General features: G+C 76.9%; 23 protein-coding genes. 9 read left to right on the forward strand and 14 right to left on the reverse strand.

Annotated elements, in window-relative coordinates; all coding sequences use genetic code 11:
- Window positions 1–117: 117 nt before the first annotated feature.
- Window positions 118–441 (reverse strand): cupin domain-containing protein, encoded by a 324-nt coding sequence (locus tag ACFPK1_RS32520; RefSeq protein ID WP_378025073.1) that lies wholly within the window; start codon window positions 439–441, stop codon window positions 118–120.
- Entirely contained in the window at window positions 438–1,196 is a 759-nt protein-coding gene (locus ACFPK1_RS32525; RefSeq protein WP_378025074.1) for an ABC transporter substrate-binding protein, read from the reverse strand. The genes ACFPK1_RS32520 and ACFPK1_RS32525 overlap by 4 nt, the downstream gene beginning before the upstream one ends.
- A 153-nt stretch (window positions 1,197–1,349) precedes the next feature.
- Here ACFPK1_RS32525 and ACFPK1_RS32530 point away from each other — a divergent pair, with 153 nt between their 5' ends.
- Genes ACFPK1_RS32530 through ACFPK1_RS32540 form a run of 3 tightly spaced genes read left to right on the forward strand, consistent with a single transcriptional unit; the run spans window position 1,350 to window position 3,882 of the window.
- Window positions 1,350–2,366, forward strand: a complete 1,017-nt coding sequence (locus ACFPK1_RS32530; RefSeq protein ID WP_378025075.1) for a methyltransferase — start codon at window positions 1,350–1,352, stop codon at window positions 2,364–2,366.
- A 53-nt stretch (window positions 2,367–2,419) separates the two neighbouring features.
- On the forward strand, window positions 2,420–3,088 hold the full coding sequence (locus ACFPK1_RS32535) for a TIGR03086 family metal-binding protein (protein ID WP_378025076.1): 669 nt from the start codon (window positions 2,420–2,422) through the stop codon (window positions 3,086–3,088).
- Window positions 3,085–3,882 carry an enoyl-CoA hydratase/isomerase family protein gene (locus ACFPK1_RS32540; RefSeq protein WP_378025077.1) on the forward strand — a complete coding sequence of 266 codons (798 nt, stop codon included), beginning with the start codon at window positions 3,085–3,087 and terminating at the stop codon, window positions 3,880–3,882. Before ACFPK1_RS32535 ends, ACFPK1_RS32540 begins: the two co-directional genes overlap by 4 nt.
- Here the strand turns inward: ACFPK1_RS32540 and ACFPK1_RS32545 are convergent, their stop codons facing one another.
- Entirely contained in the window at window positions 3,883–4,221 is a 339-nt protein-coding gene (locus ACFPK1_RS32545; protein ID WP_378025078.1) for an MmcQ/YjbR family DNA-binding protein, read from the reverse strand.
- 11 nt (window positions 4,222–4,232) lie between these two features.
- On the reverse strand, window positions 4,233–4,688 hold the full coding sequence (locus ACFPK1_RS32550; RefSeq protein ID WP_378025079.1) for an SRPBCC family protein: 456 nt from the start codon (window positions 4,686–4,688) through the stop codon (window positions 4,233–4,235).
- Between the two features lie 74 nt (window positions 4,689–4,762).
- Here ACFPK1_RS32550 and ACFPK1_RS32555 point away from each other — a divergent pair, with 74 nt between their 5' ends.
- A complete protein-coding gene (locus ACFPK1_RS32555) occupies window positions 4,763–5,005 on the forward strand; it encodes a DUF6158 family protein (protein ID WP_378025080.1) in 243 nt (80 codons plus the stop codon).
- A 14-nt stretch (window positions 5,006–5,019) separates the two neighbouring features.
- The gene (locus ACFPK1_RS32560) at window positions 5,020–5,658 is read left to right on the forward strand and encodes a polysaccharide deacetylase family protein (protein WP_378025081.1); all 639 of its coding nucleotides are present in this window, start codon (window positions 5,020–5,022) and stop codon (window positions 5,656–5,658) included.
- A gap of 17 nt (window positions 5,659–5,675) precedes the next feature.
- On the opposite strand, the gene ACFPK1_RS32565 is transcribed toward ACFPK1_RS32560, so the two are convergent.
- Window positions 5,676–6,854 carry an AI-2E family transporter gene (locus ACFPK1_RS32565; RefSeq protein ID WP_378025082.1) on the reverse strand — a complete coding sequence of 393 codons (1,179 nt, stop codon included), beginning with the start codon at window positions 6,852–6,854 and terminating at the stop codon, window positions 5,676–5,678.
- A 127-nt stretch (window positions 6,855–6,981) separates the two neighbouring features.
- Between ACFPK1_RS32565 and ACFPK1_RS32570 the strand changes: the two genes are divergently transcribed.
- Together ACFPK1_RS32570 and ACFPK1_RS32575 are read left to right on the forward strand one after the other, a co-directional pair.
- Window positions 6,982–7,947, forward strand: coding sequence for a hypothetical protein (locus ACFPK1_RS32570; protein ID WP_378025083.1), 966 nt, complete (start codon window positions 6,982–6,984; stop codon window positions 7,945–7,947).
- On the forward strand, window positions 7,935–8,447 hold the full coding sequence (locus ACFPK1_RS32575; RefSeq protein WP_378025084.1) for a DUF1269 domain-containing protein: 513 nt from the start codon (window positions 7,935–7,937) through the stop codon (window positions 8,445–8,447). The genes ACFPK1_RS32570 and ACFPK1_RS32575 overlap by 13 nt, the downstream gene beginning before the upstream one ends.
- 68 nt (window positions 8,448–8,515) lie before the next feature.
- On the opposite strand, the gene ACFPK1_RS32580 is transcribed toward ACFPK1_RS32575, so the two are convergent.
- The 6 genes from ACFPK1_RS32580 to ACFPK1_RS32605 all read right to left on the reverse strand — a co-directional run bounded on the left by ACFPK1_RS32580 (window position 8,516) and on the right by ACFPK1_RS32605 (window position 20,642).
- Entirely contained in the window at window positions 8,516–8,731 is a 216-nt protein-coding gene (locus tag ACFPK1_RS32580; protein ID WP_378025085.1) for a hypothetical protein, read from the reverse strand.
- A gap of 91 nt (window positions 8,732–8,822) precedes the next feature.
- Window positions 8,823–11,390 (reverse strand): winged helix-turn-helix domain-containing protein, encoded by a 2,568-nt coding sequence (locus tag ACFPK1_RS32585; protein WP_378025086.1) that lies wholly within the window; start codon window positions 11,388–11,390, stop codon window positions 8,823–8,825.
- 112 nt (window positions 11,391–11,502) lie between these two features.
- Complete coding sequence (locus tag ACFPK1_RS32590; protein WP_378025087.1) at window positions 11,503–14,268, reverse strand: winged helix-turn-helix domain-containing protein; 2,766 nt, start codon at window positions 14,266–14,268, stop codon at window positions 11,503–11,505.
- Between the two features lie 3 nt (window positions 14,269–14,271).
- Window positions 14,272–15,525 carry an MFS transporter gene (locus tag ACFPK1_RS32595; RefSeq protein WP_378025088.1) on the reverse strand — a complete coding sequence of 418 codons (1,254 nt, stop codon included), beginning with the start codon at window positions 15,523–15,525 and terminating at the stop codon, window positions 14,272–14,274.
- Window positions 15,522–18,080, reverse strand: coding sequence for a helix-turn-helix transcriptional regulator (locus ACFPK1_RS32600; protein WP_378025089.1), 2,559 nt, complete (start codon window positions 18,078–18,080; stop codon window positions 15,522–15,524). Before ACFPK1_RS32600 ends, ACFPK1_RS32595 begins: the two co-directional genes overlap by 4 nt.
- A gap of 192 nt (window positions 18,081–18,272) precedes the next feature.
- Complete coding sequence (locus ACFPK1_RS32605; protein WP_378025090.1) at window positions 18,273–20,642, reverse strand: arylsulfatase; 2,370 nt, start codon at window positions 20,640–20,642, stop codon at window positions 18,273–18,275.
- A 145-nt stretch (window positions 20,643–20,787) separates the two neighbouring features.
- Here ACFPK1_RS32605 and ACFPK1_RS32610 point away from each other — a divergent pair, with 145 nt between their 5' ends.
- Window positions 20,788–21,006 (forward strand): hypothetical protein, encoded by a 219-nt coding sequence (locus ACFPK1_RS32610; protein WP_378025091.1) that lies wholly within the window; start codon window positions 20,788–20,790, stop codon window positions 21,004–21,006.
- 12 nt (window positions 21,007–21,018) lie between these two features.
- Here the strand turns inward: ACFPK1_RS32610 and ACFPK1_RS32615 are convergent, their stop codons facing one another.
- Genes ACFPK1_RS32615 through ACFPK1_RS32625 form a run of 3 tightly spaced genes read right to left on the reverse strand, consistent with a single transcriptional unit; the run spans window position 21,019 to window position 22,290 of the window.
- Complete coding sequence (locus tag ACFPK1_RS32615) at window positions 21,019–21,282, reverse strand: hypothetical protein (RefSeq protein WP_378025092.1); 264 nt, start codon at window positions 21,280–21,282, stop codon at window positions 21,019–21,021.
- Complete coding sequence (locus tag ACFPK1_RS32620; RefSeq protein WP_378025093.1) at window positions 21,279–21,797, reverse strand: potassium channel family protein; 519 nt, start codon at window positions 21,795–21,797, stop codon at window positions 21,279–21,281. Before ACFPK1_RS32620 ends, ACFPK1_RS32615 begins: the two co-directional genes overlap by 4 nt.
- A gap of 37 nt (window positions 21,798–21,834) precedes the next feature.
- Complete coding sequence (locus ACFPK1_RS32625; RefSeq protein ID WP_378025094.1) at window positions 21,835–22,290, reverse strand: DUF7144 family membrane protein; 456 nt, start codon at window positions 22,288–22,290, stop codon at window positions 21,835–21,837.
- Window positions 22,291–22,467: 177 nt separating this feature from the next.
- Between ACFPK1_RS32625 and ACFPK1_RS32630 the strand changes: the two genes are divergently transcribed.
- Window positions 22,468–23,961 (forward strand): MFS transporter, encoded by a 1,494-nt coding sequence (locus ACFPK1_RS32630; RefSeq protein ID WP_378025095.1) that lies wholly within the window; start codon window positions 22,468–22,470, stop codon window positions 23,959–23,961.
- Window positions 23,962–23,980 lie beyond the last annotated feature (19 nt).

The raw sequence follows: 23,980 nt of genomic DNA on the forward strand, positions 1-23,980 counted from the left end.
TGCTCACGACCGGCGGGCGCACGATCTGAGGCTAGAGCTCACAGCCCTGTCGGCCAGAGTGCTGACCCGCCGGCCGCTACCAGCGCCGAGCCTTCCATGCGAACCCGGCACCCCCCATTAGTCGGCGAGCTCGACGTAGACCCGCCGCCACGGCTGGTCGTCGACCAGCTCCCAGCGGTGGCCGCCGCCCGCGGTGTCCTCGGCGAGGAGGACGTCGCCGGGGCCCAGCGCGAAGGTCGCGCCGTCGCGGGTCGTGAAGCGCAGGGTGCCGGTCAGCGTCACGACGTACTGGCGGCACGGGGCGTCGTGCCAGTCGAGGGCGCTGCCCGCCGGCGACTCCTCGGCGTGCACCCGGCGCGCGTCCGCCGCCGGCGGGAGCCCGGACTCCTCGCGGAAGCGTGACTCGCCGTCCTCGGTCCACAGCCGGACGAGCCGGCTCACGTGGCCTCCTCCTCGGCCCCTTCGGTGACCACCGAGGTCGTGGTGCCCGGGACGTCGGTGCCGAGCCATGCCCGCCCGAGGCGGGCGAGGGTGCCGTCGGCGCGCAGCGCGTCGAGGGCGCCGTCGACCTCGCCGGCCAGGGTCGTGTCGTCCCGCCGGACGGCGACGCCGAGGTCCTCGTGCGTGATCCCGGTCTGGACGACGCCGAGCGACGGGCGGTCGCGGGTCAGCGCGCGCATGACGGGTTCGAGCTTCATGAACCCGTCGATGGTGCCGGCGGCGAGGTCGTCGAGGGCGGCGCGGATGTCGCGGTAGGCGTAGCGCCGGACCGCGGCGATCCGTCCGTCGCGGGCGAGCCCGTCGGCGACCGGCTCGGAGGTGTTGCCCCGTTGCACGCCGACCGTCATGCCGGCGAGGTCGTCGACCCCGGCGACGTCGGGGTGGCGCTGCCGGTCGACGACGAGGCTCTGCCCGGAGCGGACGTAGGGCCGGCAGAAGCGGGCGAGCGTGCGGCGGTGCGCGGTGATCGTCGCGCCGGACGCCACGACGTCGTAGTCGCCGCGGTCGAGGCCGGTGAAGATGCCGTCGAAGTCGTCGGCCTCGTAGCGGACCGGGACGAACGTGCGGCCGAGGCGGGTCGCGACCTCCCGCATGACCGCCGGGTCGAAGCCGACGGCGTCGCCGTGCTCGTCCGCGAGCTCGAACGGCGGGTCGGGCAGGGCCGAGCCGACGCGCAGCACAGCGTCCGGGGGCATGGCGGCAGTCTGGCCCGGGGCGGCGGTCGGGGGAAGGTCACGGGGCACGCGGACCAGACGCGGCGTCCGGCCCGCCCCCGCACGCCGAATCGTGACGGTCCCGGGCCCGCTCGGCGGTGGTCGCGCCCGACCGGGGCCCGCCACCATCCGACGATGACGACGCGGACCGTGCCGACGGCGACGGAGTCGCCCTCGATGCGCATGATGGCCCTGCTCTACGGCTCGGTGCTCGGCCGGCTGGTGTCGGTCGTTGCCGAGTTCGGGGTCGCGGACCTGTGCGCGGACGGCCCGCGGTCCGTGGACGAGCTGGCGTCCGCCGTCGACGCCGACCCGGACACGCTGTACCGGATGCTGCGCGCGCTGGCCTCGGCCGGGGTGTTCACCGAGGTGGCGCCCCGGGCGTTCGCGCTCACCGACCTGGCGACCACCCTGTGCAGCGAGGTGCCGGGCTCGATGCGCGACCACGCCCGCAACTGGGGCTCCGCGGAGTACCTGCACACCCTCGTCGGGCTCGGCGGGGCGCTGCGGACGGGCCGGCCGTCGTTCGACACCCACCACGGCGTCGACTTCTGGTCCTACCTGGGCGCGCACCCGCGGCGGGCGCAGGTGTTCGACCGGGCCATGGGCGACCGCGCCCGCCAGATCGGGGCGGCCGCGCTCGCGGTCTGCGACCTGTCGGGGGTCCGCCGGCTCGTCGACGTCGGGGGCGGGCAGGGCCACCTGGTCGCCGCGGTCCTCGACCGCTACCCGGACATCGAGGCGGTCGTGTTCGACCGCCCGGAGGTGGTGGCCGGCGCCGCCGAGGTCGTCGGCGGGCGGGCCGCGGCGGTCGGCGGCGACTTCTTCGCCGCGGTGCCGGGCGGCGCCGACCACTACGTGCTCTCCAGCGTGCTGCACGACTGGGAGGACGACGACGCCGTGACGATCCTGCGCGCGGTCCGCGACGCCATGGATCCCGCGGGCCGGCTGCTCGTCCTCGAGGCGGTGCTGCCCGAGGGCGACGAGCCCCACCTGGGCAAGCTGCTCGACGTGCTCATGCTCGCGCTCGTCGGCGGCCGCGAGCGCACCGCGCGGGAGTACGCCGCCCTGCTCGACCGCGCCGACCTGCGGATCGAGCGGATCCTCCCCACGGCCACGCCGGTCGGCGTGCTCGTGGCCGCGCCCGCCTGATCACCCCCCGTGGGTACTCGACGGCGGGCCGCTCGGGGAGCAGGGTGCCGCCCGTGAGCGACATCGCCGACGCCCGCGCGCTGGTTCCCGGCGCCATGGACCGCGTCACCGCCCGGGTCCGTGCCGTGGGCGCCGGCATCTGGCGCGCCCCGACCCCGTGCACCGAGTGGGCCGTGCGCGACCTCGTGTCCCACCTCTGCTTCGAGCACCTATGGGCCCCGCACGTCCTGGCCGGTACCTCGATGGGCGTGGTGGGGGACCGCTACGACGGCGACCTGCTCCACGGCGACCCGCCAGGTGCCTGGGACCGCGCCGTCGCCCGGTCCCGGCCCGTCTGGGCGGCGACCGACACCCACGCCGCGCGCGTGCACACGTCGTTCGGCTGGATCCCGGTCGAGGAGTACGCCGAGCAGATGCTGCTCGACCTCACCGTGCACGAGTGGGACCTCGCGCGCGGCGCCGGGCTCGACGAGGAGCTCGACCCGGTCGGCGTCGAGCGCGCGCTGACCTACGTCCGCCGCGACCCGGTCATGCTCACCGGGCAGGGGCTGTGGCGCCCGCCCGTCGCGCCGTGCAGCGACGAGCCTCGCGACGTGCTGCTGGCCCTGCTCGGACGCGAGGTCCAGATGACCGCGCTCGAGCCGCCCCCGGCGCCGGTGCCCTGTGAGCGACCCGGTCCGACGGGCGCGCCTGCGCCGCGTCGGGCAGGTTCGGGGTCATGACGACGCTCCCCGTGACGGTCGACCTCGACGATGCCGGGCTCGCCGTGGTGACCATCGACCACCCGCCGCTGAACCTCTACGACCAGGCCCTGCACGAGGCGCTGCGCGACGCGGTCGGCGAGCTGGAGCGGGCCCGGCCGCGGGCGGTCCTGGTGCGCGCCGAGGGCAAGGTCGTCAGCGGCGGCGTCGACGTCCGCGAGATCTTCCACCCGATGGCGCAGGCCGGCGACGCCGAGCGCGGCACGGCCTACTTCGCCGAGCTGGTCGAGCTCGGGCGCCGCCTGCACCACCTGCCCTGCCCCACGGTGTTCGCCGCGCACGGGCTGACGCTGACCTGGGCGTTCGAGGTGGCCCTGGCCTGCGACCTCATCGTCGCCACGCCGCGCGCGTCGTTCGGGCTGATCGAGGCCACGGTCGGGCTGACCCCGGCGATGGGCGGCACGCAGCGCCTCGCCGAGCGCGCCGGGATCGGGCGGGCGCGCCTGCTCGTCATGACCGCGGGCCGCTTCGGTGCCGAGGAGCTCGAGGGCTGGGGCGTCGTCGACCGCCTGATGCCCGAGGACGGGTTCGACGACGCCGCGCGGGCGTTCGCCGCGCAGCTCGCCGCCGGGCCGACCCGGGCGCACGCGGCGACCAAGGAGATCCTGCGCCACCTCACCGAGGGCGGGCTGGAGGCCGCGAACGAGGTGACCCCGCAGGCCGCCGGGGCGCTCTTCGCCACCGCGGACCTCGCCGGCGCCATGGCCTCGTTCGTCGAGGAGGGGCACGGCAAGGCGACGTTCACCGGCGAGTGACTAACCCTCGAGCCGCATCCGCCAGGCGTCGGTGACGAGCTCGGTGAGGCGCGGGACGTCGACCTCGTCGAGGCGCAGGAGCACGAACGGGAGCCCCTCGTAGCTCGGGGTGGAGAAGAACAGGCCCGGCTCGCCGCGCAGCAGGGCCTGGCGCTCGGCCTCGTCGCCGACGAACAGGACGGCGATGTCGGTGCGCAGGACGCGGCGCCCGCTGCTGCGGTCGGGGTAGGACCAGACGAACCCGCGCCCGCGCACGCGGAAGTCGAACCCGTCGCTGTCGATCTCTTCGACGTCGTCCAGGCCGAGCGCGAGCCGCCGGACGTCGTGCACGTCGGCCATGGGCGCCGAAGTTAGCAGCCGCCCCCGTCAGCCCGTCCGGTCGCGATGTCGGTCAGGCGGCGCAGGGCCTCGGTGTTGCGCGTCTCGATGAGGGGCGCCTGCACCACGGTCGGTACCAGCCACCCGAGCCCCCGGTCGGCCTCCTCGGCCAGGCGGACCCGACACCCGCGCGCGGTCGGTTCGAGCGTGATGACCACCCGCGCGGTCCCGAACGGCCACGCCCGCGCGTGCAGGCTCAGCATCCGGCCGGGGTCGACGTCGAGCACCTCGGTCGAGTCTCCGAGCTGCAGCGGCCACGGACCGACGCTGTGGTGCAGGCGCGACCCGACCGCGGGCCAGTCGTCGTCGACGTCACGCATGTGCGTCGCGCCGACGACCCAGAGCGGGTAGAGCCAGCCGTCCTGCAGGACCGCCCACACGGTCTCGGGGCCGACGGGGATCTCGGTGGTGGTCTCGGGAGGACCCATGACGGTCGGGGTGCCCGATCCGCGCCCGGCTCGCACGGTGGGTGCGGGACGCGCTCGCCGGGTACGTCCGGGCCATGACCGCAGACGACGGCAGCACGCCCGGGAAGGACCCGCAGGAGCTCGGCGAGGGGTCCCTGCTCACCGAGCTCGAGCACCTCCACGACACGCGTCACGTGACCTTCCGCCACGGCAGCGACGACGCCCTCGCGGCGCACGACCGCCGCACCCGCGAGCTCGAGGGCGAGTACCTGCGGCGCCACCCCGAGCGCGAGGTCGACCCCGCGCGCACCCGGGCGGGCGCGCGGCGCGACACCTGACGGGACCCCGGCCGGTGGACGCGCCGCTGCTCGCCGCGCTCGGCCCCGTCCTGCGCGGCCGGGCGCTCGTCGCCGTGCCGACCCGCGCCCCGCGGTTCGCGCTGACGGTCGACGACGGTCCCGACCCCGCGACGACGCCGGCCCTGCTCGACGTCCTGGCCCGGCACGGCGCGCACGCCACCTTCTTCTGCCTCGGCGAGCGGGCGGCCGCCCACCCCGACCTCGTCGCCCGCATCGCCGCGGAGGGCCACGAGCTGGGCAACCACACCTGGCGCGACGAGCCGTCCTACCGCCTGCCGGTCAGCGCGTTCGCCACGTCCCTGGTGGACACCCAGCGGGTCCTCGAGGCGCACGGCCCGGTGCGCTGGTTCCGGCCCGGGTCCGGCTGGCCGACCGCGGCGCACCTCGCGGTCGCCGAGGCGGCCGGCCTGCGCTGCGTGCTCGGGAGCGCGGTGGCGGTGACGGGGTCGGGGGCCGGGAGCGCGGGCACGCCCCGGGCCCTGGGCGCCGTCGTCCACCGCGGCGCCGTGGTCGTCCTGCACGAGGGCCCGGGCCGGGAGGCGGTGCCCGCCACCGTCGACGCGCTGCTCGCGCGCACCGCCCGCCGCGGGCTCGGCGCGGTCGCGCTCACGGAGCTGGCGGGCCGATCCTGACCCCGTCGACCCCTCGACTACGTCGCGGGCGCCGGGACCTCCGCGTCGGGCGGTGCCGGCGGCTTGTCCTCGGCGGTCGGCCCGGTGCCGTTGCTCTTGGCCTTCGACGCCTTCTTCTCCGGCGGGCTCGAGGCGCCGATGAGGGCCTCGACCCAACGGGCACCCGGGTCGCAGTCGACGAGCACGGCCTTGACCAGCAGGGTCGCCGGGATCGCGAGCAGGGCCCCGAGCGCGCCGAGCACCCACGCCCAGAACAGCAGGGCGACGAAGGTGATCGTCGTCGACAGGCCGACGGCGTCGCCGGTGAAGTGCGGCTGGATCAGCGACTGCACGATCGCATTGAGGACGCAGTAGACGACCAGGACCGCGAGCCCCAGCTGCCAGCCGCCGACGAGCAGCCCCAGCAGGGCGGGCGGGATGACGCCGATGATGAACCCGATGTTCGGGATGAAGTTGGTGATGAACGAGAGCAGGCCCCACAGGATCACCAGCGGGATGCCCATGATCGCCAGCGCCACCGAGTCGAGCACCGCCACGATCAGCCCGAACACCGCGGTGACCACGAGGTAGCGGCGCGTGCCGCCCGCGAAGCTGTTCAGCGCGACCACCATGTGGGGGCGGTCCGCGCCGATGGCCGCGAGCCGCCGGGCCGCGCCGCCGGCCTCGGCGATGAGGAACAGCAGCAGCGCCAGGATGAACACGAGGCTGGTCAGGGCGCCGCTGACGCCCGAGAGCAGGCCCCCGACGATGTTGACGAGCTTGCCGATGTCCGCCGAGGACGTGGCGGTCTGCGCGGCGTGACTCGGGTCGAAGCCGACCCTGGTGAGCAGCTGGGTGACCTGGGCGGTGAGCTGGTCGATCCGGCCCGAGTACTGGGGCAGGACCGCCGCGAGCTGGCCGACCGAGGCGATGAGGACCGCGACGAGCCCCAGGACGATCCCGAAGATCACCACGACCAGCGTGAGGACCGTCGACCACCCGGGCAGCCCGCGGCGGCGCATCCACGACTGGATCGGGCTGACCGCGATGACGATGACCAGCGCCAGCAGGATCGGCGCGACCAGCCACGCCGAGGCCATCAGCCCGGCGATGACGATGACGATGGCCGCGGCCCCGAGCAGGAGCATCAACGCCCGGGGCATGCGCGCGTCATCCGGCGCGGTGGGCGCGCCGGGCACCTCGATGGGGGTCGCCATGCCGTCCGACGGTAGGAACGCGGGCGTCGCGGCGGCTCACCCGCAGCGGGTGAGCGTGTCCGCGCGGGCGGGATCACCCGCGGCGGGGGAGCACGGTCGCGGCCCGGCTGCCTAGCGTCCCCGGACGATGCCCGAGCCGCGCGATCCCGAACGGCCACCGGCCCCGCCGTGGCGCGAGCGGGTCCGGGAGACGCGCACGCGCTTCGAGGGCAGCGGGCTCGGGCACCTGCAGCGCCGGGTCGTGGAGACCCAGCTGACCAAGCAGGCGCTGATCCTCGCCGCCCTCGCGTTCATGCTCGTGATCCCGGCGCTCGTGACGCTCGCGGCCGTGGTGCCGCTCGGGCGCCCCGGCGGCGGTGTGGCCGCCTTCGCGTCGCGGCTGGGGCTGACCCCGCAGGCCACGGCCGATCTCCAGCAGCTCTTCCCCACGACGACGACGGTGTCGAGCGCGTCCACGTGGTTCAGCGTCCTGCTCACGGTGGTGCTCACCGTCCGCTGGCCGCTCGCGCTCCAGCGCGCCTACGAGCTCGTCTGGAACCTGCCGCACCGCGGGATCCGGACGCTCTGGCGGCCCCTCGCGTGGCTCGCGGGCTTCCTCGTGCTCGTCGCGGTCGTGGTGCTCGTCGGGCCGGTCGAGGGCGGGCTGTCCCTCGTGCTGGTGCTCGTGCTCGGCACGCCGCTCGCGATGGCGTGGGCGTGGTGGACCCAGTACCTCCTGCTCGGCGGCCGGGTGAGCTGGATGCGGCTGTTGCCCGGCGCGATCGTCATCGGCATCGGCCTGGCGGGTCTGCGGGCCGCGGCCCCGCTCGTGCTCTCGCCGCAGATCAGCTCGCACTTCCGGCAGTTCGGGCCGCTGGGGATCGTGTTCGTGATCCTCTCGTGGTTCGTCGCCTTCGGCGTCGTGATGCTCGGCGGCGCTCTCGTCGGGCACCTCGTCGCCGTCGGCGTGCTCGGCTCGCGGCTGCTGTCACCCCGCGGGGGTGAGGTCACGGACCCGCTCCCGGGCGAGAGTCGCGGTGAGGTCCTCGACACGGTCGTCCCGTCGCCGAGGTCCGCCCACGGATCCGAGGAGGACGGTCGATGGCGACGTTGACGGCATGGAAGTTCCCGACCCCCGAGGGCGCCGACCAGGCCCTCGCGACGCTCGAACAGCTGCAGAAGCAGGAGCTGATCCAGGTCCTCGACGCGGCCGTCGTCACCTGGCCCGCCGACAAGAAGCGGCCTAAGACGCGCCAGCTGCACAACCTCGCGGGCGGCGGCGCCCTCGGCGGGAGCTTCTGGGGCCTGCTCTTCGGGCTGATCTTCTTCGTCCCGCTGCTCGGCATGGTCATCGGTGCCGCGTCGGGTGCCCTGGCCGGCTCGCTGTCCGACGTCGGGATCGACGACGACTTCATCAACGACGTGCGGTCGCAGGTGACCCCGGGGACGTCGGCGCTGTTCGGCCTGACCGCGAACGCGGTGCAGGACAAGGTCGCCGAGGCGTTCCGCGGCAGCCACGCCGAGCTGCTGCACACCAACCTGTCGGCCGAGCAGGAGGCGGCCCTGCGCGAGGTGTTCTCCGACGCCGAGGACGAGGCGGCGGTCCGCGCCTGAGACGTCCGCGCCTGAGACGTCCGACGGGAACCGCCGGCGGGGCCCGCCCCGCCGGCGGTTCCCGCGTGTCAGGTCTCGTCCGGCTCGCGCACCTGCCGCAGCGACACCAGCTCCAGCCCGAGCGCCTGGATCCGGTCGAGGATGCCGTGCACCTCGTCGTCGTCCCGCGAGACGCCCGACAGGACGGTCTCGGCGGGCACCTCGACGACGGCCATGTCGGGGAAGGCGGCCCGCGCCCGGTCGGAGAGGCGACCGCTGACCCGGATCTCGAAGCGTCCCGACACGGCCGTCTCCTCGCTCGTCCTGCCCCCGTCGACGCCGATCGTGGCCCGGGCACCACGGGGCCGCCTCATCCCGGGCAGGTGAACGCCACGGTCAGACGAGCAGACCGCGCTCCTGGGCCGCGGTCACCGCACCCCGCCGGGACGTGACGCCGAGCTTCGCGTAGATCGAGCGGATCTGGGTCTTCACGGTGTTGACCGAGACCACGAGCTCCTCGGCCATCGTCGGGGCGTCCAGCAGCGTCGGGAGCAGCGCCAGGATGACCAGCTCGCGCTCGCTGAGCGGCGGCGCGGGCTCCGCGGTGACCGCCGCGCACGCGGCGGCGACCCGGTGGGCGTGCTCCCCCGTCGACAAGGGTTCGAGGAGCAGGGCGCGGGTCCGGGGGCCCGCGAGCGCGAACGGGCGCACCAGGTCGCGGTCCCGCCCGGCGGCGAGGGCGGCGTCGAGCGCGGCGCGGCCGCGGGCGGCGTCGTCGGCCCGCAGCGCGGCCTCGGCGTCGAGGAGCGCGGCCTCGACGAGCACCGTCGCTGGGCACCGGACGGAGCGGCGCAGCGGCGCGACCCCGGCGCGGGCGGTCTCCCAGCGGCCGGTCGCCGCGTCGGTCCACGCCCGCATCAGGACGCCCTCGGGGGTGTCGCCGACGCGCTCGGCCAGCCAGGCCGCCACCTCACCGGCGACGCGCAGGTTGCCGAGCAGCAGGGCGGCGCGGTGCTCGAGCAGCGCGATCGCGCCGGCGACCGGTGCGGGCAGGGGCGCGTCCCCGAGCGCGACGCGGGCCGCGCGGGCCTCGCCGAGCCCGGCGCCGCGGCGTCCCAGGTCGCCGACGGCGGCGCCGTGCACCGCGCCCAGGGCGCAGCGGTCCGCGGGGGCGAGCCGGTCGGGGAGGTCGAGCACGTCCTCGCAGCGCTCGGCGGCGCGGCGGGGGTCGCCGCGCAGCAGGTCGGACCAGGCGAGCAGCGCCACGGTCCGCGCCGTGCGCGCCGGCGGGCCGGGGGTCGCCACGGCGGCCTCGCCGGGGCCCGGCACCCCGCCCGGGTCGCCCTCGGCCACCGCGGCCAGGGCGAGCTGGGCGAAGGTGGCCACCTCGAGGCGCACGAGACCGCCCGCGCGGGCCGGGGCCAGCGCGCGGTGGAGCTCGGTGCGCGCCGTGGCGGGGTCGGCGGGGGAGGCGGCGAGCAGGGCGGTCCCGCGGGCGAGGTGCAGCAGGCCGGCGAGGCCCGGGTCGTCGGGCCCGGCGCCGTCGCGACCGGTGTCCGGCGACCTGGTGCCGACGAGCAGCTCGGCCGCCGTGCGCAGGGCGACCAGGTCCGGGTCGGGCGCCGCAGGCCAGGTCTGCGCCACGAGCCGCAGCCGCGCGACGGCGGCGGCGTGCTCGCGCGCGTCGAGGTGGGCCAGCGCCGCGGCCAGCGCCAGGTGTGGATCGTCCCGCTGGGCCGCCGTCCCGGCCGCCGCCAGCGCGCGCCGCAGGGCGGGCAGCTCCCCGCGCAGCAGCAGCGGGACGGCGAGGCGGCCGAGGAGCTCGGCGGTGAGGGCGGGGTCGCCGGCGCGGTCGGCGTGGCGCAGGGCGTGGGTGGGCTCGGCGTGGTCGGCCCACCACCGGGCCGCCACGGCGTGCTGGCGGCGGTGGTGCTCGGGCCGGTGCCGCGCGAGGTCGGCGGCCAGGTGCGAGCGCAGCAGGGCGTGGACGTGGTGCTCGCCGGGACCGGTGCGCTCGACCATCCCGAGCCCGTGCGCGAGCTCCTCGAGCCGGCGCGCGACGTCGGGCCGCCCGGTCAGCGCCGCGGCCAGGGCGTCGGGGAGGCGGCGGCAGACGCTGAGGTCGTCGAGCAGCGCGCGGTCGTCGCGGGCGAGCCCGGCCAGCAGCTCGCCGCCGAGGTAGTCGGCGACCGACCGGTCGTCGCCGGAGAACTGGGTGAGGAAGGTGCGCGGACCGTCGGCGCCCTCCGCACCGTCGCGGCGCATCGTGACCAGGGCGAGGCGCAGCCCGGCCGCCCAGCCCTCGGTGCGGCGGTGCAGCGTGGCGACGTCGTCCGCGTCGAGCGCGACACCGCTGGCGGCCGCGAGCGCGGCGGTCGCGTCCAGCGAGAACCGCAGCCCGTCGGCGCGCAGCTCGCGCAGCCCGTCCTCGAGGCGGAGCCGGGGCAGCCCGACGGCGGGGTCCGAGCGGGCCGCGAGCACCAGTTGCACCCCCGCGGGCCGGTGGCGCACCAGCCGGGCGAGGGCGCGCACGCCCGCCTGCCGGTCGGCGAGGACGTGCACGTCGTCGAGCACGAGCCGGAGCGGTCGGCGCAGGCGCCCGAGCCCCTCGAGTCCCTCGAGCAGGGCGTCGGCGGGGTCCGCGCCCGCCGGCCCGCGGAGGGGGTCGTCGGCGGGGACGGCCCCGGTGGCGAGCACGGCCGCGAGCACCACCGCCCAGAAGCGGTCGGGGTCGGCGTCGTCGCGGTCGAGGCCGGCCCACGCCGTCACCGGGTCCGCGTCGCCCGGGGAGCCGTGCCGGGCCCACTCGGCCAGCAGGACGGACTTGCCCGAGCCCGCCGGCGCGGTGACCGCGACCAGCTGGCCGGGCCGGGCCGCCGCCAGGCGCTGCCACAGCGCCGGGCGCGGGACGTGCCAGGCGGGCAGCGCCGGCACGGCCGTCCTGCTCGCGGGGATGCGGACCATCGCCGACGACCTCCCTCTCGTCGCCACGCAGCGTGTCGCTCGCCGGGGTGAGAGGGCGTCGTTCGCCGAGGATGAGGCGGATGAGGGTGAGCGGGCCATCGGACACCGCCACTCACAGCAACCCGAGGGCGCGGGCCCGGCGGACCGCTTCCCGGCGACCGGAGGCCCCGAGCTTGCGGTACACCGCGCGCTGGTGGGTCTTCACGGTGTTGACCGAGACGTAGAGCTCCGTGGCGATCTCGGGGTTGGACAGGGTGCTCGCGAGGTAGCGCACCATCGTCGCCTCCCGCTCGGTGAGGGGTTCGGCCAGCGGGGGGCGCGGGCCGCCGTGCTCGGCAGGGCGGCCGGTGAGGCGCTCGAGGAGGTCCACGGCGAACGCCGCGGCGCCGCTGCCCCGGTCGACCCGGCGGTGCAGGACGTCGACGAGCGCCGGTGCGGCGAGGAAGGGCCGGCGCAGCCCGGAGGGCGCCGCGGTGAGCAGGGCGTCCTCGAGCACCGTCGCCGCCCGCTCCGGCGCGCCCGCGCGCTCGGCGGCGAGCGCCGCGACCACGCCCGCCCCGGCACGGACCCGGGGCAGGGCGCTCGCCGTGGTGTCGCCGAGGGCCGCCTCGACGCCGTCGACGTCACCGAGGTGCAGGAGCAGGCGCGCGGCCGCCACCCGGCCGCCGTCGGTCCGCGGCGCGCCCAGCCGCTCGGCCACCGCCCGGGCCGCGTCCGGGTGGCCGGCGCGGGCCAGGAGGTCGGCCTCGCCGAGCAGCCACGACTCGGCCAGCGGCCGGGGCGGCGTCCACGACCCCACCTGCGTGCCGGCGGCTCGCAGGCGGGCGAGGGCGTCCTCCCGGTGTCCGGCGGCGTCGTGGTGGGCGGCGAGCGCCAGCGAGCGCGCGAGCAGGACGTGGGGCTCGGGGGCCACCTCCTCGACCTCGGCGAGCCGGGTCAGCCAGTGGTCGGTGTCGTCCAGCTCGTCGCGGTCGATCGTCGTCCGCGCCAGGGCCAGGTAGGCGGCCGCGACCTGCGGCGCCCGCGTCCACCCACGGGCGGCGGCGGTCGCGACGACCTCGCGGGCCCGGTGCTCCGCGGCGTCCAGCTCGCCGCGCTCGCCGGCCAGCAGGGCGAGGTGCGCGGCGGCGTTGACGCGGGGGAGCGTGTCCGGCCCGGCGCCCTCGGCGGCCTCCCGCAGGTGCGCCTCGGCCGCCGCGAGGTCCCCGGTCCAGAGCTCGGCGGTGCCGAGGTTGGCGAGCACGACCGCCGGCACGATCCCGGGGTCGAGCACCCCCCAGCGGTCGAGGGCGGCGACGTCGAGGGGCACCGCGCCGAAGGCGCGGGCCGCCGCGTCGAGGTCCCCGGCCGCGCGGGCGTGGGCGCCCTCGATGAGGCCGTGGTGCACGGCGAGGCGCCGGCGGCGGCCGTCACCGAGCGCGCCGGCGCCCCGGCGCGCCGCCGCGACCAGGAAGCGGACCTGGGTCGTGTCGCCCACCACGACCCGGGCCCCGGCCACGGCGGTCGCCAGCTCGGGGCGCTCGAGCAGGACCGGCTCGGGGACGTCGCGCAGGACGCGGGTGACCTCGTCCGCGGAGCCCCGCAGGACGAGCGCGACCAGGTGGGCGCCGACGACGTCGGCGGCGAGGGCCCACAGCTCGCCCTGGACCGCCGAGCGCAATGCCTCGAGCGCCATCCCGTGGCCCCGGAACCACTCGGCGGCCCGGCGGTGGCGGTCGCGCCGGTCGCGGCGGGGTGCCGGGCGGGCCCGCAGGACGTCGAGCACGAGGCGGTGGAGGCGGTACCAGCGGCCCGGGTGGTCGAGCGCCGGGACGAACAGGTGCGCCGCCGCGAGCTCGGCGAGCAGCGCCGCGCCGTCGGCGCCGCCGGTGAGCGCGTCCGCGAGGTCGGCGCAGACGAGGTCGACCACGCTGATCTGCTCGAGGAACGCGACCAGCTCGGCGGGCTGGCGGCCGAGGACCTCGTCGAGCAGGTAGCCCGAGACGCTGTGGGCGTCGCCCGAGAAGGCGGCGACCGCGGCGTCCACGTCCGTCCGTGTCGCGAGGTCCAGCGCCGCGAGGCGCATCCCCGCGGCCCAGCCGCCGGTCCGGGCCACCATCTCCCGGACGTGCTCGGTGCCGGCGGGCACCCCGAGCTGGACGAACAGGGCGGCGGCCTCGTCGTCGCGGAAGGCGAGGTCGTCGGGCCGGATCTCGGCGAGGAGGCCGGCCAGCCGCAGGCGGGTCAGCGGCCACGGCGGGTCGCGGCGCGCGGTGGCGACGAGGGCGAGCGGGGGCACCGGCCGCTCGACCAGACTGTGGAGCCCCCGGTGCACCGCCGGCGACGTCACCTCGTGCAGGTCGTCGAGGACGAGGACCACCGGGCGCTCGGCCTGCCGCAGCGCCTGGGCGAACGCGCCGGGCAGCTCGTCCGGGTCGGCGAGCCCCCCGCCGAGGCGGCCGTCGAGGCGGCGCAGCGCCGCGGCGGTGGCGGGGCCGGCGTGCGCCCCCACCGCGCGGGCGAGGGTCGCCCAGAACGCCCGCGGCTCGTCGTGGTCGGGCCCGAGCGTCACCCAGGCCGCCTCGCGCCCGCCCGCACCCGCGGCGAGCCAGGAGCTCACGAGCAGCGTCTTCCCCCACCCCGCCGGGCCGACGACGAGCGTCGCCGCCGCGTCGGTGACGGCCGCGTCGAGCCGGGCCCGCAGGCGGGGACGCTCGACGACGTGCGTGGCCACCGGCACGGCGTGCTCGGCGTCGGTGCGGCGGGTGAGCGGGGTCGGGGGCAGCGCGGCAGGGTCGGCGGGATCGGGGGGCCCGGCCGGGACGGGCGGGGGCGACGTCGGGGAGCCCCACGGCCCCTCGACGACGGGCCCGGACGGCGGACGGCGGCGCGTGACCACGGCCTACCCCCCGACCCGGCCGGCGTCGGTGGCCACGGCGCCCGGGATGGTCGCGACGGCCTCCCGGTCGCCCGCGTAGGTCCGCGCCGCCGCCCGGAACGCCGCGGCCGCGGCCACCCCGAGGGCGGCCATGACGGCGAGGGCGGTGGCGAGCCCGAACGCGTCGGCGAGGGCGCCGGTGAGCACCGGGCCGACGGTGAGCCCGAGGAGGTTCTGGGCGACGACCAGGACGGAGACCGCGGTCGCCCGCACCTCGGGACGGGTCACGTCCACGACGACGGCCGCCGCCGGGCCCACCGCCGCGGTCACCACCGCGGCCCCGAGCAGGACGAGGACCACCTGGGCGGGGCCGGCGGGCACGAGCGCGAACGCCGGCACGAGCAGCGCCGTGGTCGCCAGCCCCGCGAGGACCGGGGTCCGCAGCCGCGCGCCGGGGTCGCGCCGGGCGGCGCGGTCGGTGAGCAGCCCGGCGGCCGCGGTGCCGCCGACACCGGCGAGCACCACGACGGCGGCGAGCCCGCCGGCCGCGGCGGGGGTGAGGTGCAGGTCGCGCTCGAGGTGGGTGGGCAGCCAGGTGTAGAGCGAGGACGCCACCGCGAGCAGCAGCACCATGCCCCCGACAGCGGCGACGACGGTGCGCGTGCGCAGGACGGCCGCGACCTCCCGGGGCCCGCGGGGGACCGCGCGCACGGTCGGGTAGTCGCGGACCCGCAGCACGGCCAGCGCGAGCAGCAGCCCCGGCACCGCGAGGACGCCGACCGCCCACCGCCAGCCCCACTGCGCCGCGACGGCGCTGCCCAGCGCCATCCCGACGACGGTGCCGAGCGGTCCGGCCGCCTGGAACAGGCCGAGCACCGCGGCCCGCCGGTGCGCGGGGAACCGGGTGGCGAGCAGCGCGCCCCCGGCCGGCCCGTAGCCCGCCTCGCCGGCCCCGACCGCCACGCGGGCGGCGAACAGGGACCCGGGACCCGGGGCGAGCGCCGAGGCCGCCGAGGCCGCGCTCCACACCGTGCCCATGACCGCGATGGCGCGCACCCGGCTCCACCGGTCCACCAGCGCGGCCACGGGCAGGGCGCCCAGCGCCACCGTCAGCGTCACCACGGAGACGAGCGCGCCGAGCGTGGTGTCGTGGAGGCCCCACTCCGCCCGCAGGTAGGGGAACGCCGCGACGAGGACCTGCCGGTCGGCGAAGTCGACCAGCATCAGCGCGGCGAGCAGCGCGAGGACGGCCCGCGGGGAACGCGGCGCCGCGGTCATCCCAGGAGGCCCTGCTCGTGCGCGACGAGCACGGCGTCGCGGCGGGTCGTGACCCCGAGCTTGCCGTAGAGCGCGCGGACGTGGGTCTTGATCGTGTTGATGGAGACGTCGAGGTCGCCCGCGATCTCGTCGAGGCTCTCCAGGGAGGGCAGCCGCGCGAGGACGTCGTGCTCGCGGACGCTGAGCGCGATCCCGGCGGGCGACGCGGCGCCGGCGGCGAGGGCCCGCGCGACGAACCCGGCGCGGGGCGCGTCGGTCGCGAGCTCGTCGACCAGCAGCGCGCGGACCCCGCCGTCCGCGTGGGCGAAGGGCCGCAGCGCGCCGAGCGGCTCGGCGAGCCCGACGGCGTGGCGCGCCGCGGCGCGGGCGCCCGGCCGGTCGTGGCGCGCGAGGCGCCCGGCGCTCTCCAGGAGCCACGCCTCGACGTCGAGCGCGTCCGGGGTCGACCGGGCCCGCCGCGCGAGCAGGGGGGCCACCGCGTCGCGGGCGGCGGCGTGGTCGCCGGCCGCGACGGCGCCCCATCCCCGCAGCAGCGCGAGCGCGGGGCTCGCCGGACGGCGCCCCGCCAGCCAGGCGGCGACGGCGCCCGCCGCGGTCGGGTGGCCGAGCTCGAGGGCGGCGCGGTGCTCGAGGAGGGCCGCCGCGGCCGCCAGGGCACCCGGGATCCCGAGGTCGCCGAGCTCGGCGCGGGCCGCCTGCAGCTCGAGCAGGCCCGCCGTGCGCTCGCCGAGGTCGAAGGCCGCCCCGCCGCGGGCGCACCGCAGCGCGAACCGCAGCGCAGGCGTGGGCTCCGGCCCCTCGCCGGCCGTCGCGCGCGCCGCGCCCGGGTCGGCGCGCATCAGCGCCGCGTCGGCGGCGACCGCCCGCGAGACCGCCGTCCACGGCGCCCCGCCGGGCCCGTCCGCGCCGGGCTCGGCGAGGAAGCGCTCCGCGGCCTCCCGGGCGCGCGGCACGTCCCCGGCGCTCCACAGCGCGGCGGCGAGCAGGCACCGGCCCCGGTGCGCGAGGACGTCGAGCCCGACCCGGTGGGCCAGCGCGAGCCCGGCGCCGAGCTCGGTGCGGGTCGTCGCCGGGTCGTCGGCGAGCAGGGCCGCCGCGCCGCGCCCGACGCGCACGTGCGCCGCGAGCGCGGCCCCGGCCGGCACCGACTCGGCGGGCACCGGCCCGACCGCGGACGGGCGGCCGACGATCTGCTCGGTGGCCGCGCGGAAGGCCGCGGTGTCGGCGCTCCCCGCGGCGTCGCGCCGGGCCCGTCGCAGGGCCGCGCGCGCGGACTCGGGCTCGCCGCGGGCCAGGTGGACGTGGGCGGCGGCGGTCGCGAGGCGGGCGTCGGTGAGCACCCCGTCCCGCTCGGCCGCGGCCAGCGCCGTCGCCAGCACCGCGTGCTCGCCGCGGCCCGCGAGCCACGGTCCCCAGCGCCCGACCAGGTCGGCGAGCAGGGCGCGGTCGCCGGAGCGCGCCGCGTGGAGCAGCGCCTCCACCGGCTCGCCCTGCTCGGACCACCAGCCCGCCGCGGTCGCCTCGAGCGCGGTCACGAGGTCGCTCCCGCGCCGTCCAAGGTCGGCGACGAGGTGGGTGCGCAGGAGCTCGGGCAGGCGGTAGGCGTCCCCGCGGGCCCCGCTGCCCACGACGAGGCCGGTGTCGCGGGCGAGGGCGTCGAGCAGCTCCGTGGCGTCGGACCGCCCCGCGAGCCGCGGCGCGAGGGCGGCGGGCACCCGCGCGGCGACGCTGATCCGGCGCAGGACCTCGCGGTGGGGGTCGGCGAGCCCGGCGAGGACCTCGTCGACGAGGTAGTCGGCGACCGGGCGCTCGTCGCCGGAGAACCCGGCCAGGAAGCGGTCCGGGTCGGGGTGGTCGCGCAGGGACAGGGCCGCCAGCCGCAGCCCGGCCACCCAGCCCCCGGTGCGCTCGTGCAGGAGCGCGACCTGCGCGGGCTCGAGGCGCAGGTCGCACGCGGCCAGCAGCGCCGCGGACTCCTCGGGCGAGAACTGCAGGTCGCCCGCGCGCAGCTCGGTGACCCGCTCGTCCATCCGCAGGCGCGGCAACGGCAGCGGCGGGTCCCGCCGGCCCGCCAGCACGAGCCGCAGCCGGGGTCCCGCGTCCCGCAGGAGCATCGTCAGCCCCTGCCGGGACAGCGGGTCCGCGACGTGCTGGGCGTCGTCGAGCACGAGCCGGACCGGGGACGGCAGGGCCGCGAGCGCCTCGGTGAGCTCGGTGAGGAACTCCGGGGCCACCGTCGACCGCGACACCACGAGCCGGTGGAGCCGGCTGGACGCGGGCACCACCGACAGTGACGTCAGCGCGGCGAGGACCGCGCTCCACAGCCGCCGCGGGTCGCGGTCCTCGGGCTCGAGGCCCACCCACGCCGTGGCGTGCCCGTGGTCGCCGCCGACCCACGCGGCGAGCAGCGATGTCTTGCCGAACCCGGGTGGCGCGGAGAGCAGCACCAGGTCGCGGCCCGTCGCGCGGTCGAGGACGGCCTCCAGCGCCCGGCGCCGCACGTGCCCGGCCGGGAACTCGGGGGGACCGGTCCGCGACCGGGGGACGTGGGCCATCTGTTTGACCTCGGGTGGCTGCGGAGAACGCTGGCCATCGACACCATAGGATCTGTTTCGCCTTCCGGATAGCGGACAACGTGCCGTGTCCCCGTGGTCTCCGGACGCAGGCGCACCGACGTTCGGCCCACTCCACGACGGCGCGGAACCGCCCGGTCACCGTGGGTCCGGTTGCGCGCGACAGGCCATCACCTACTGGCGCGCGATCGCGACGCGCAACCGCTCCCCGGGGTCGAGGAAGTGGTCGTGGTCGTCCGCGCCGAGGTCGAGCTGCACCCAGTGGATCCGGCCGGTGAACCGGCTCTCCGGGCCGGTGTGGTCGGGGCTGACCGGCGTGCCCTCGTCGCGCCCGACGTCGGTCGTCTCGTCGGCGGAGAAGACCATCGGCTGGGTCATCCCGACGCGCCCGGTGCCGGCGGCGCCGCCGTCGACGAACAGCGACACGTCCCCGCCCTTCGCCAGGCCGCCGCCGTCGTAGGCGAACTCGACCCGCACCTGGTGGACCCCCGGCGGCACCGGCGCGTCCGCACGCGTGGTGAAGAGGTGGATGCCGAGCACGTTGTAACAGAACGTCAGCCGGCCCTCGTGCAGGTGCAGCGACCACCCGCCGAACCGGCCGCCCTGGGCGATGACGACGCCACGCGCCCCGCCGTCCGGGACGTCGATCTCGGCGGTCACGCTGAACGACCGGTTCTTGATGCTGAGCACGCTGTTCTCCGACAGGCGCCCCATCCCCGGGAAGAACAGCTGCGAGGTGCCGCGCACCAGCGTCGGGCGCCCGGCCATCGCCGGCTCGATGCGCTCCGCGGTGCGGTCGTCCAGGGGCAGGACGCCGTACTTCGTCGCCTCGATCAGCCAGAGCCGCTGCAGGCGCGCGAGCACCTCGGGCTTGTCCGCCGCGAGGTCCCGGGCCTGGGTGTGGTCGCCGTGCCCGTCGTAGAGCTCCCAGACGTCGTCGTCGAACGGGGGCGGCTGGTGGCCGGTCATCAGCCATGGCGTGCGGTGCTTGGTGACCGCGCTCCAGCCCCGGTGGTAGATCCCCCGGTTGCCGAACATCTCGAAGTACTGCAGGTCGTGGCGTTCCGGGGCGTCCGGCTCGGTGAACGTGTACAGCATGCTCGTGCCCTCCAGGGGCGACTGCTGCACGCCGTTGACCATCGTCGGCTCGGGGATGCCGGCGGCCTCGAGGATCGTCGGGGCCAGGTCGATGACGTGGGTGAACTGCGAGCGCAGCCCGCCCCCGCCGGTCGTGCCGCGCGGCCAGTGGACGACGGTGCCGTTGCGTGTGCCGCCCCAGTGCGAGGCGACCTGCTTGGTCCACTGGTAGGGCGTGTTCATCGCGTGGGCCCAGCCCACCGCGTAGTGGTTGTAGGACTCGGGGGAGCCGAACTCGTCCATCTTGCTGCGCAGGAACTCGGGGGTCTCGAGGGCGGCCATCCCGTTGAAGTTGGCCATCTCGTTGAACGCGCCGTTGACCGTCCCCTCAGCGGAGGCCCCGTTGTCGCCGACGATGTAGTACACGAGCGTGTCGTCGAGGATCCCCAGGTCCTCGAGGGTGTCGACGAGCCGGCCGACCTGGTGGTCGGTGTGCTCGAGGAAGCCCGCGTAGACCTCCATCTGGCGGGCCAGCACCGGCTTGAGCTCGTCGGGCATGTCGTCCCACGCCGGGATCTCCTCGTGCCGGGCGGTCAGCTCGGCCTCCGGCGGGATCACCCCGGCCTCCTTCTGGCGGGCGAACGTGCGCTCGCGCGCCGCGTCCCACCCGTCGTCGAACTCGCCGCGGTAGCGGTCGGCCCACGCCCGCGGCACGTGGTGCGGCGCGTGGGTGGCACCCGGCGCGAAGTAGACGAAGAACGGGCGCTCGGGCATGAGCGCCTTCTGCTGGCGCATCCAGCCCGTCGCGCGGTCGGCGAGGTCCTCGGTGAGGTGGTAGCCCTCCGCGGGCGTCCTCGGCGGCTCCACCGGGGTCGTCCCGTCGTAGAGCGCGGGCTCCCACTGGTTGTTCTCGCCGCCGATGAACCCGTAGAAGGTCTCGAAGCCGCCGCCGGCCGACGGCCAGGCGTCGAAGGGGCCCATCGGCGAGGACTGCCAGACCGGCACCTCGTGGCACTTGCCGAACTGGGCGGTGGAGTAGCCGTTGAGCTTGAGCGTCATCGCCAGCGGGGCCTTGGTGTTCGGCCGCACCGAGCAGTTGCCCGGCGACGACGTCGCGGTCTCGGTGATGCTGCCCATGCCCACCGAGTGGTGGTTGCGCCCGGTCAGCAGCGCCTGGCGGGTGGGCGCGCACAGCGCCGTGGTGTGGAAGCGGTTGTAGCGCAGCCCGCGGGCGGCCAGCCGGTCCGCGGTGGGGGTGCGGCACGGGCCGCCGAACGTCGAGGAGGCCCCGAACCCGACGTCGTCGAGCAGCACCACGACGACGTTCGGCGCGCCGGGCGGCGGGAGCAGCGGCTCGATCGGCGGGAAGGACGTGTCGGGGTCCTTCGCGTCGTAGGTGGTGAGGCCGGGGGCCGGCCGGTCCGGGATCGGGAGCATGCCGCGGGCGTGACGGTCGGGTGCGCTCATGGTCCCGACCGTCGTGGGCGGTCGCGGGCCCCGGCTCACCCCCGCGGGATGAACGCCGGGGCCCGGGCCCCGGACCATCCTCCGCGGGTGAGGGCGGTCCCGCGGCCGGGCCGCACGCTGGGGGCCGCCACACCGGGGAGGCCTGATGACGGACCGGATCTACGAGTTCCGTGTCGACGGGAGCCTGCCCGCGCAGGCCCGCGAGGCGTTCTGCGACATGGAGGTCCGGGAGATCCGCCCCGGCGCGGTCCTGCGCGGCGCGGTCATCGACGACGCGCACCTGCACGGCATCCTCGAGCAGCTGCGCCTGCTCGGGCTCACGGTCGTGTCCGCGCACCCCCTGCCCGGCACGCCGGAGGGGTGAGCCCCGCGCGGCTCAGTCCGCGACCTGCAGGCCCTCGCCGATCTCGCGGATCAGGCGGTGGTCGTGGTCGCGCGCCAGGATGTGCCCGACGCCGACGATGACGGCCACGGGCCACGCGATGACCTCGGTCGCGGCGAGCCCGCCGAGGACCACCGCGAACGCCAGCGTCCCGGTCGGCGGCCAGCCGACCGGGCCGAGCAGGGGCACGTCGACGTACCAGCCGGACGTCTTCGCGGGCGCTGTCGCGGGGTCGGGGTCGGGGTCGGGGTCGGTCATGCCTGCTCCTTGCGGGACTGGCCGCGCCGGACGGCCTCGAGGATCGAGTTGACGAGGAGCCCGAGGACCAGCAGGTTGCCGACCATCTGGATGGTGACGAGCACCCGCGCGCCCTGGCTCACCGGCGCGATGTCGCCGAACCCGACGGTCGCGAACACCGTCATCGTGAAGTAGAGGGAGTCGACCCTGGTGAGGGGCTGGCTGAACGCGCCGGGCGCCGTCGACTCGACGACCACGTACGTCGCGGCGAACAGCAGCAGGTACAGCGGGACCGCGCTGGTGAACGCCTCCACGGCGCGCAGCGCCGGGAACTTCGCCTTGACGATCGAGCGCAGCTGCCAGCCGATCATGCCGACGAGCAGGACGAGCCCGAGGAAGAAGAGGACGGCCGTCCCGTCCTCGTCGCGGTTGTCCAGCGGGACCATGAAGTACAGGACGACGAGGAGGACCACGGTGGCCACCGCCCGGGCGGCGACCATCGCGATCAGCCGTCCCGGCGGTCTCTCCGGCGCCACCCGCAGCCCCCCTCGCCGTCGTGGACCCGTCGGCGGATCAGCCCGCCACGTCGTCCCAGGTGATCATCAGCGCGTAGATGACCACCAGCCCGAGACCGATCATGAGGATCGACCAGATCGGGTAGGCCGGCAGGAACGCCAGCTGGACGATCATATTGAGCGACACCAGCACGATGCCCGCGCCACGCGCCCAGTTCGGGGCGCTGCCGGCGAGGCTGAGGCCCGTGGCGAGCACGAGGACGCCCATCAGCAGGTGCAGCCATCCCCACGCCGTCAGGTCGAGCAGCAGGACGCCCTCCTGCGTGAGCGAGACGAAGGTGGGGGAGAACAGGGCGTAGAGGCCCTCGACGATCGCGAACGCGCCGATGACGGTCATGACGATGCCGCCGAACCGGACCCACCCGGTCCACGCGCGGGAGGGCGCCTCGGGCGACGACGGGCCCCCGCGCGCCCTCGGGCCGGTCACCGAGCTCGGGATCTGCTGTTCGGTCATGGTCTCCTCCAGGCCACCAGTCGGACCGCTGAGGCCGGAACGGTCCCGCGCGCGGTGGCGGCCGACCTCACCCGAGCGGGATGAGAGCGCGCGTCTCACCCGCGGCAGGTGAGGTGCGCAGGGTCCGCGCGGCCCGAGACTCGTGATCGTCGTGCCGTGGGACGGGGAGGGCCGGGAATGGTGGTCGCGGGGGAGAGGGCCGGGCGCGCCGCGGTGGTCGGGGCGCTCGGCACGAGCTGCCTCTCGACGTTCGTCGTCAACGCGAACACCTCGGCGGTCAGCATCCTGCTGCCCTCGATCAGCGCCGACCTCGGCGCCCCGATCGACCTGCTGCAGTGGGCGGTGACCGGCTACCTGCTCGTCGGGGCGGCCACGATCGTCACCTCGGGGGTGCTCGGCGACGTCTTCGGGCGGCGGCGCCTGTTCGTCAGCGGCCTGCTGCTGTTCGTGGCCTCGTGCGTGCTCATCGCTCTCGCGCGCACCGGGGAGCTCGTCGTCCTCGGCCGCGTGGTCCAGGGCGCGGCCGGCGCGGCGATCCTCGCGACGGGCCTGTCGCTGCTGTCGGTCGCGACCGAGGGGCCGGCGCGGATGCGGGCCGTGACGCTGTGGGGCGCGGCCTCGGCGGCCGGGGCGGCCGCGGGCCCGGTCCTCGGCGGGGTGCTCAACGAGGCGACCGGCTGGCAGGGCCTGTTCTGGCTCGACGCCGCCATCGCCGCCGTGTGCATCGTGTGGGCCGTCGCGACGGTGCCGGAGTCGCGCGACCCCGACCGCCCGCGCTCGGTGGACCTCGCGGGCACCGTCCTGGTGGCGGCGATCCTCGCGCCGCTGGTCTTCGCGGTCACCGAGGGCGGGTCGTGGGGCTGGGCCTCGCCCGCGACGCTCGGGTGCTTCGCGGTGTCGGTGGTGGCGACCGTCGGCTTCGTGCTCGTCGAGCGCCGGGTCACCGCCCCCCTGGTCGACCTCGCGCTCCTGCGCAACCTGCTGCTCGTCGTGTCGACCATCGCCATCCTCATCGGGGCCGGGGCGATCGCCGGCATCTCCTTCCTCATCAGCCTGTACTTCCAGAGCCCCGCGGCGTTCGGCATGAGCAGCCTGGAGGCGGGGCTGGCGTGCCTGCCGGTGGCCCTGGTGGTGGTCGTGGCCGCCCCCGCGGTGGCCCCGCTGGCCCACCGCTTCGGCGGCCGCCCGGTCGTGGTGCTCGGGTTCCTGCTGCTCACCGCGGGCTTCGTGCTGCTGGCCTTCGTCAGCGCCGGGTGGACGTACTGGATGTTCCTGCCCGGGCTGCTCGCCGTCGCCCTCGGCCTGAGCCTGTCCAACGGCCCCGCGTCGTCGGCGGCGACCGAGTCGGTGCCGCCGGCCCAGGTCGGCGCGGCCTCGGGGATCTCGAACATGGCCCGCTACGTCGGCGGGGCGGTGGTGACGGCGATCGTCGCCGGCCTCTACACCTCGGTCGACCTCGCCCAGACCGCCGCCGGCGCCACCCCGTCCGACGCGCTCGCCACCGCGTTCTCGCGGGCCTGCATCGCCCTGGTCGTCGTCAGCGCCGTGGGTATCCCGCTGGCCCGCCGCGCCGGGCGCCGGAAGCGCCCGACCCCGGTCGAGCTGGCCGCGGCCGCCGCGTCGACCACCCACACCCTGCCGGTGCACGACGCGGAGCCGGTCCGCCCCTGAGCCCTCCCGGCGAGCGGGG

This window comes from Actinomycetospora rhizophila (assembly GCF_042657905.1).
GTDB classification, from domain to species: domain Bacteria; phylum Actinomycetota; class Actinomycetes; order Mycobacteriales; family Pseudonocardiaceae; genus Actinomycetospora; species Actinomycetospora rhizophila.

Excerpts from the sequence above, each read along its gene's own strand:
- ACFPK1_RS32575 (WP_378025084.1), top strand. The coding sequence starts at position 7,935 with ATGGCGACGTTGACGGCATGGAAGTTCCCGACCCCCGAGGGCGCCGAC.
- ACFPK1_RS32525 (WP_378025074.1), bottom strand. The coding sequence starts at position 1,196 with ATGCCCCCGGACGCTGTGCTGCGCGTCGGCTCGGCCCTGCCCGACCCG.
- ACFPK1_RS32545 (WP_378025078.1), bottom strand. The coding sequence starts at position 4,221 with ATGGCCGACGTGCACGACGTCCGGCGGCTCGCGCTCGGCCTGGACGAC.
- ACFPK1_RS32595 (WP_378025088.1), bottom strand. The coding sequence starts at position 15,525 with ATGACCGCGGCGCCGCGTTCCCCGCGGGCCGTCCTCGCGCTGCTCGCC.
- ACFPK1_RS32585 (WP_378025086.1), bottom strand. The coding sequence starts at position 11,390 with ATGGTCCGCATCCCCGCGAGCAGGACGGCCGTGCCGGCGCTGCCCGCC.
- ACFPK1_RS32540 (WP_378025077.1), top strand. The coding sequence starts at position 3,085 with ATGACGACGCTCCCCGTGACGGTCGACCTCGACGATGCCGGGCTCGCC.
- ACFPK1_RS32530 (WP_378025075.1), top strand. The coding sequence starts at position 1,350 with ATGACGACGCGGACCGTGCCGACGGCGACGGAGTCGCCCTCGATGCGC.
- ACFPK1_RS32630 (WP_378025095.1), top strand. The coding sequence starts at position 22,468 with ATGGTGGTCGCGGGGGAGAGGGCCGGGCGCGCCGCGGTGGTCGGGGCG.
- ACFPK1_RS32600 (WP_378025089.1), bottom strand. The coding sequence starts at position 18,080 with ATGGCCCACGTCCCCCGGTCGCGGACCGGTCCCCCCGAGTTCCCGGCC.
- ACFPK1_RS32615 (WP_378025092.1), bottom strand. The coding sequence starts at position 21,282 with ATGACCGACCCCGACCCCGACCCCGACCCCGCGACAGCGCCCGCGAAG.
- ACFPK1_RS32570 (WP_378025083.1), top strand. The coding sequence starts at position 6,982 with ATGCCCGAGCCGCGCGATCCCGAACGGCCACCGGCCCCGCCGTGGCGC.
- ACFPK1_RS32610 (WP_378025091.1), top strand. The coding sequence starts at position 20,788 with ATGACGGACCGGATCTACGAGTTCCGTGTCGACGGGAGCCTGCCCGCG.
- ACFPK1_RS32625 (WP_378025094.1), bottom strand. The coding sequence starts at position 22,290 with ATGACCGAACAGCAGATCCCGAGCTCGGTGACCGGCCCGAGGGCGCGC.
- ACFPK1_RS32565 (WP_378025082.1), bottom strand. The coding sequence starts at position 6,854 with ATGGCGACCCCCATCGAGGTGCCCGGCGCGCCCACCGCGCCGGATGAC.
- ACFPK1_RS32555 (WP_378025080.1), top strand. The coding sequence starts at position 4,763 with ATGACCGCAGACGACGGCAGCACGCCCGGGAAGGACCCGCAGGAGCTC.
- ACFPK1_RS32605 (WP_378025090.1), bottom strand. The coding sequence starts at position 20,642 with ATGAGCGCACCCGACCGTCACGCCCGCGGCATGCTCCCGATCCCGGAC.
- ACFPK1_RS32550 (WP_378025079.1), bottom strand. The coding sequence starts at position 4,688 with ATGGGTCCTCCCGAGACCACCACCGAGATCCCCGTCGGCCCCGAGACC.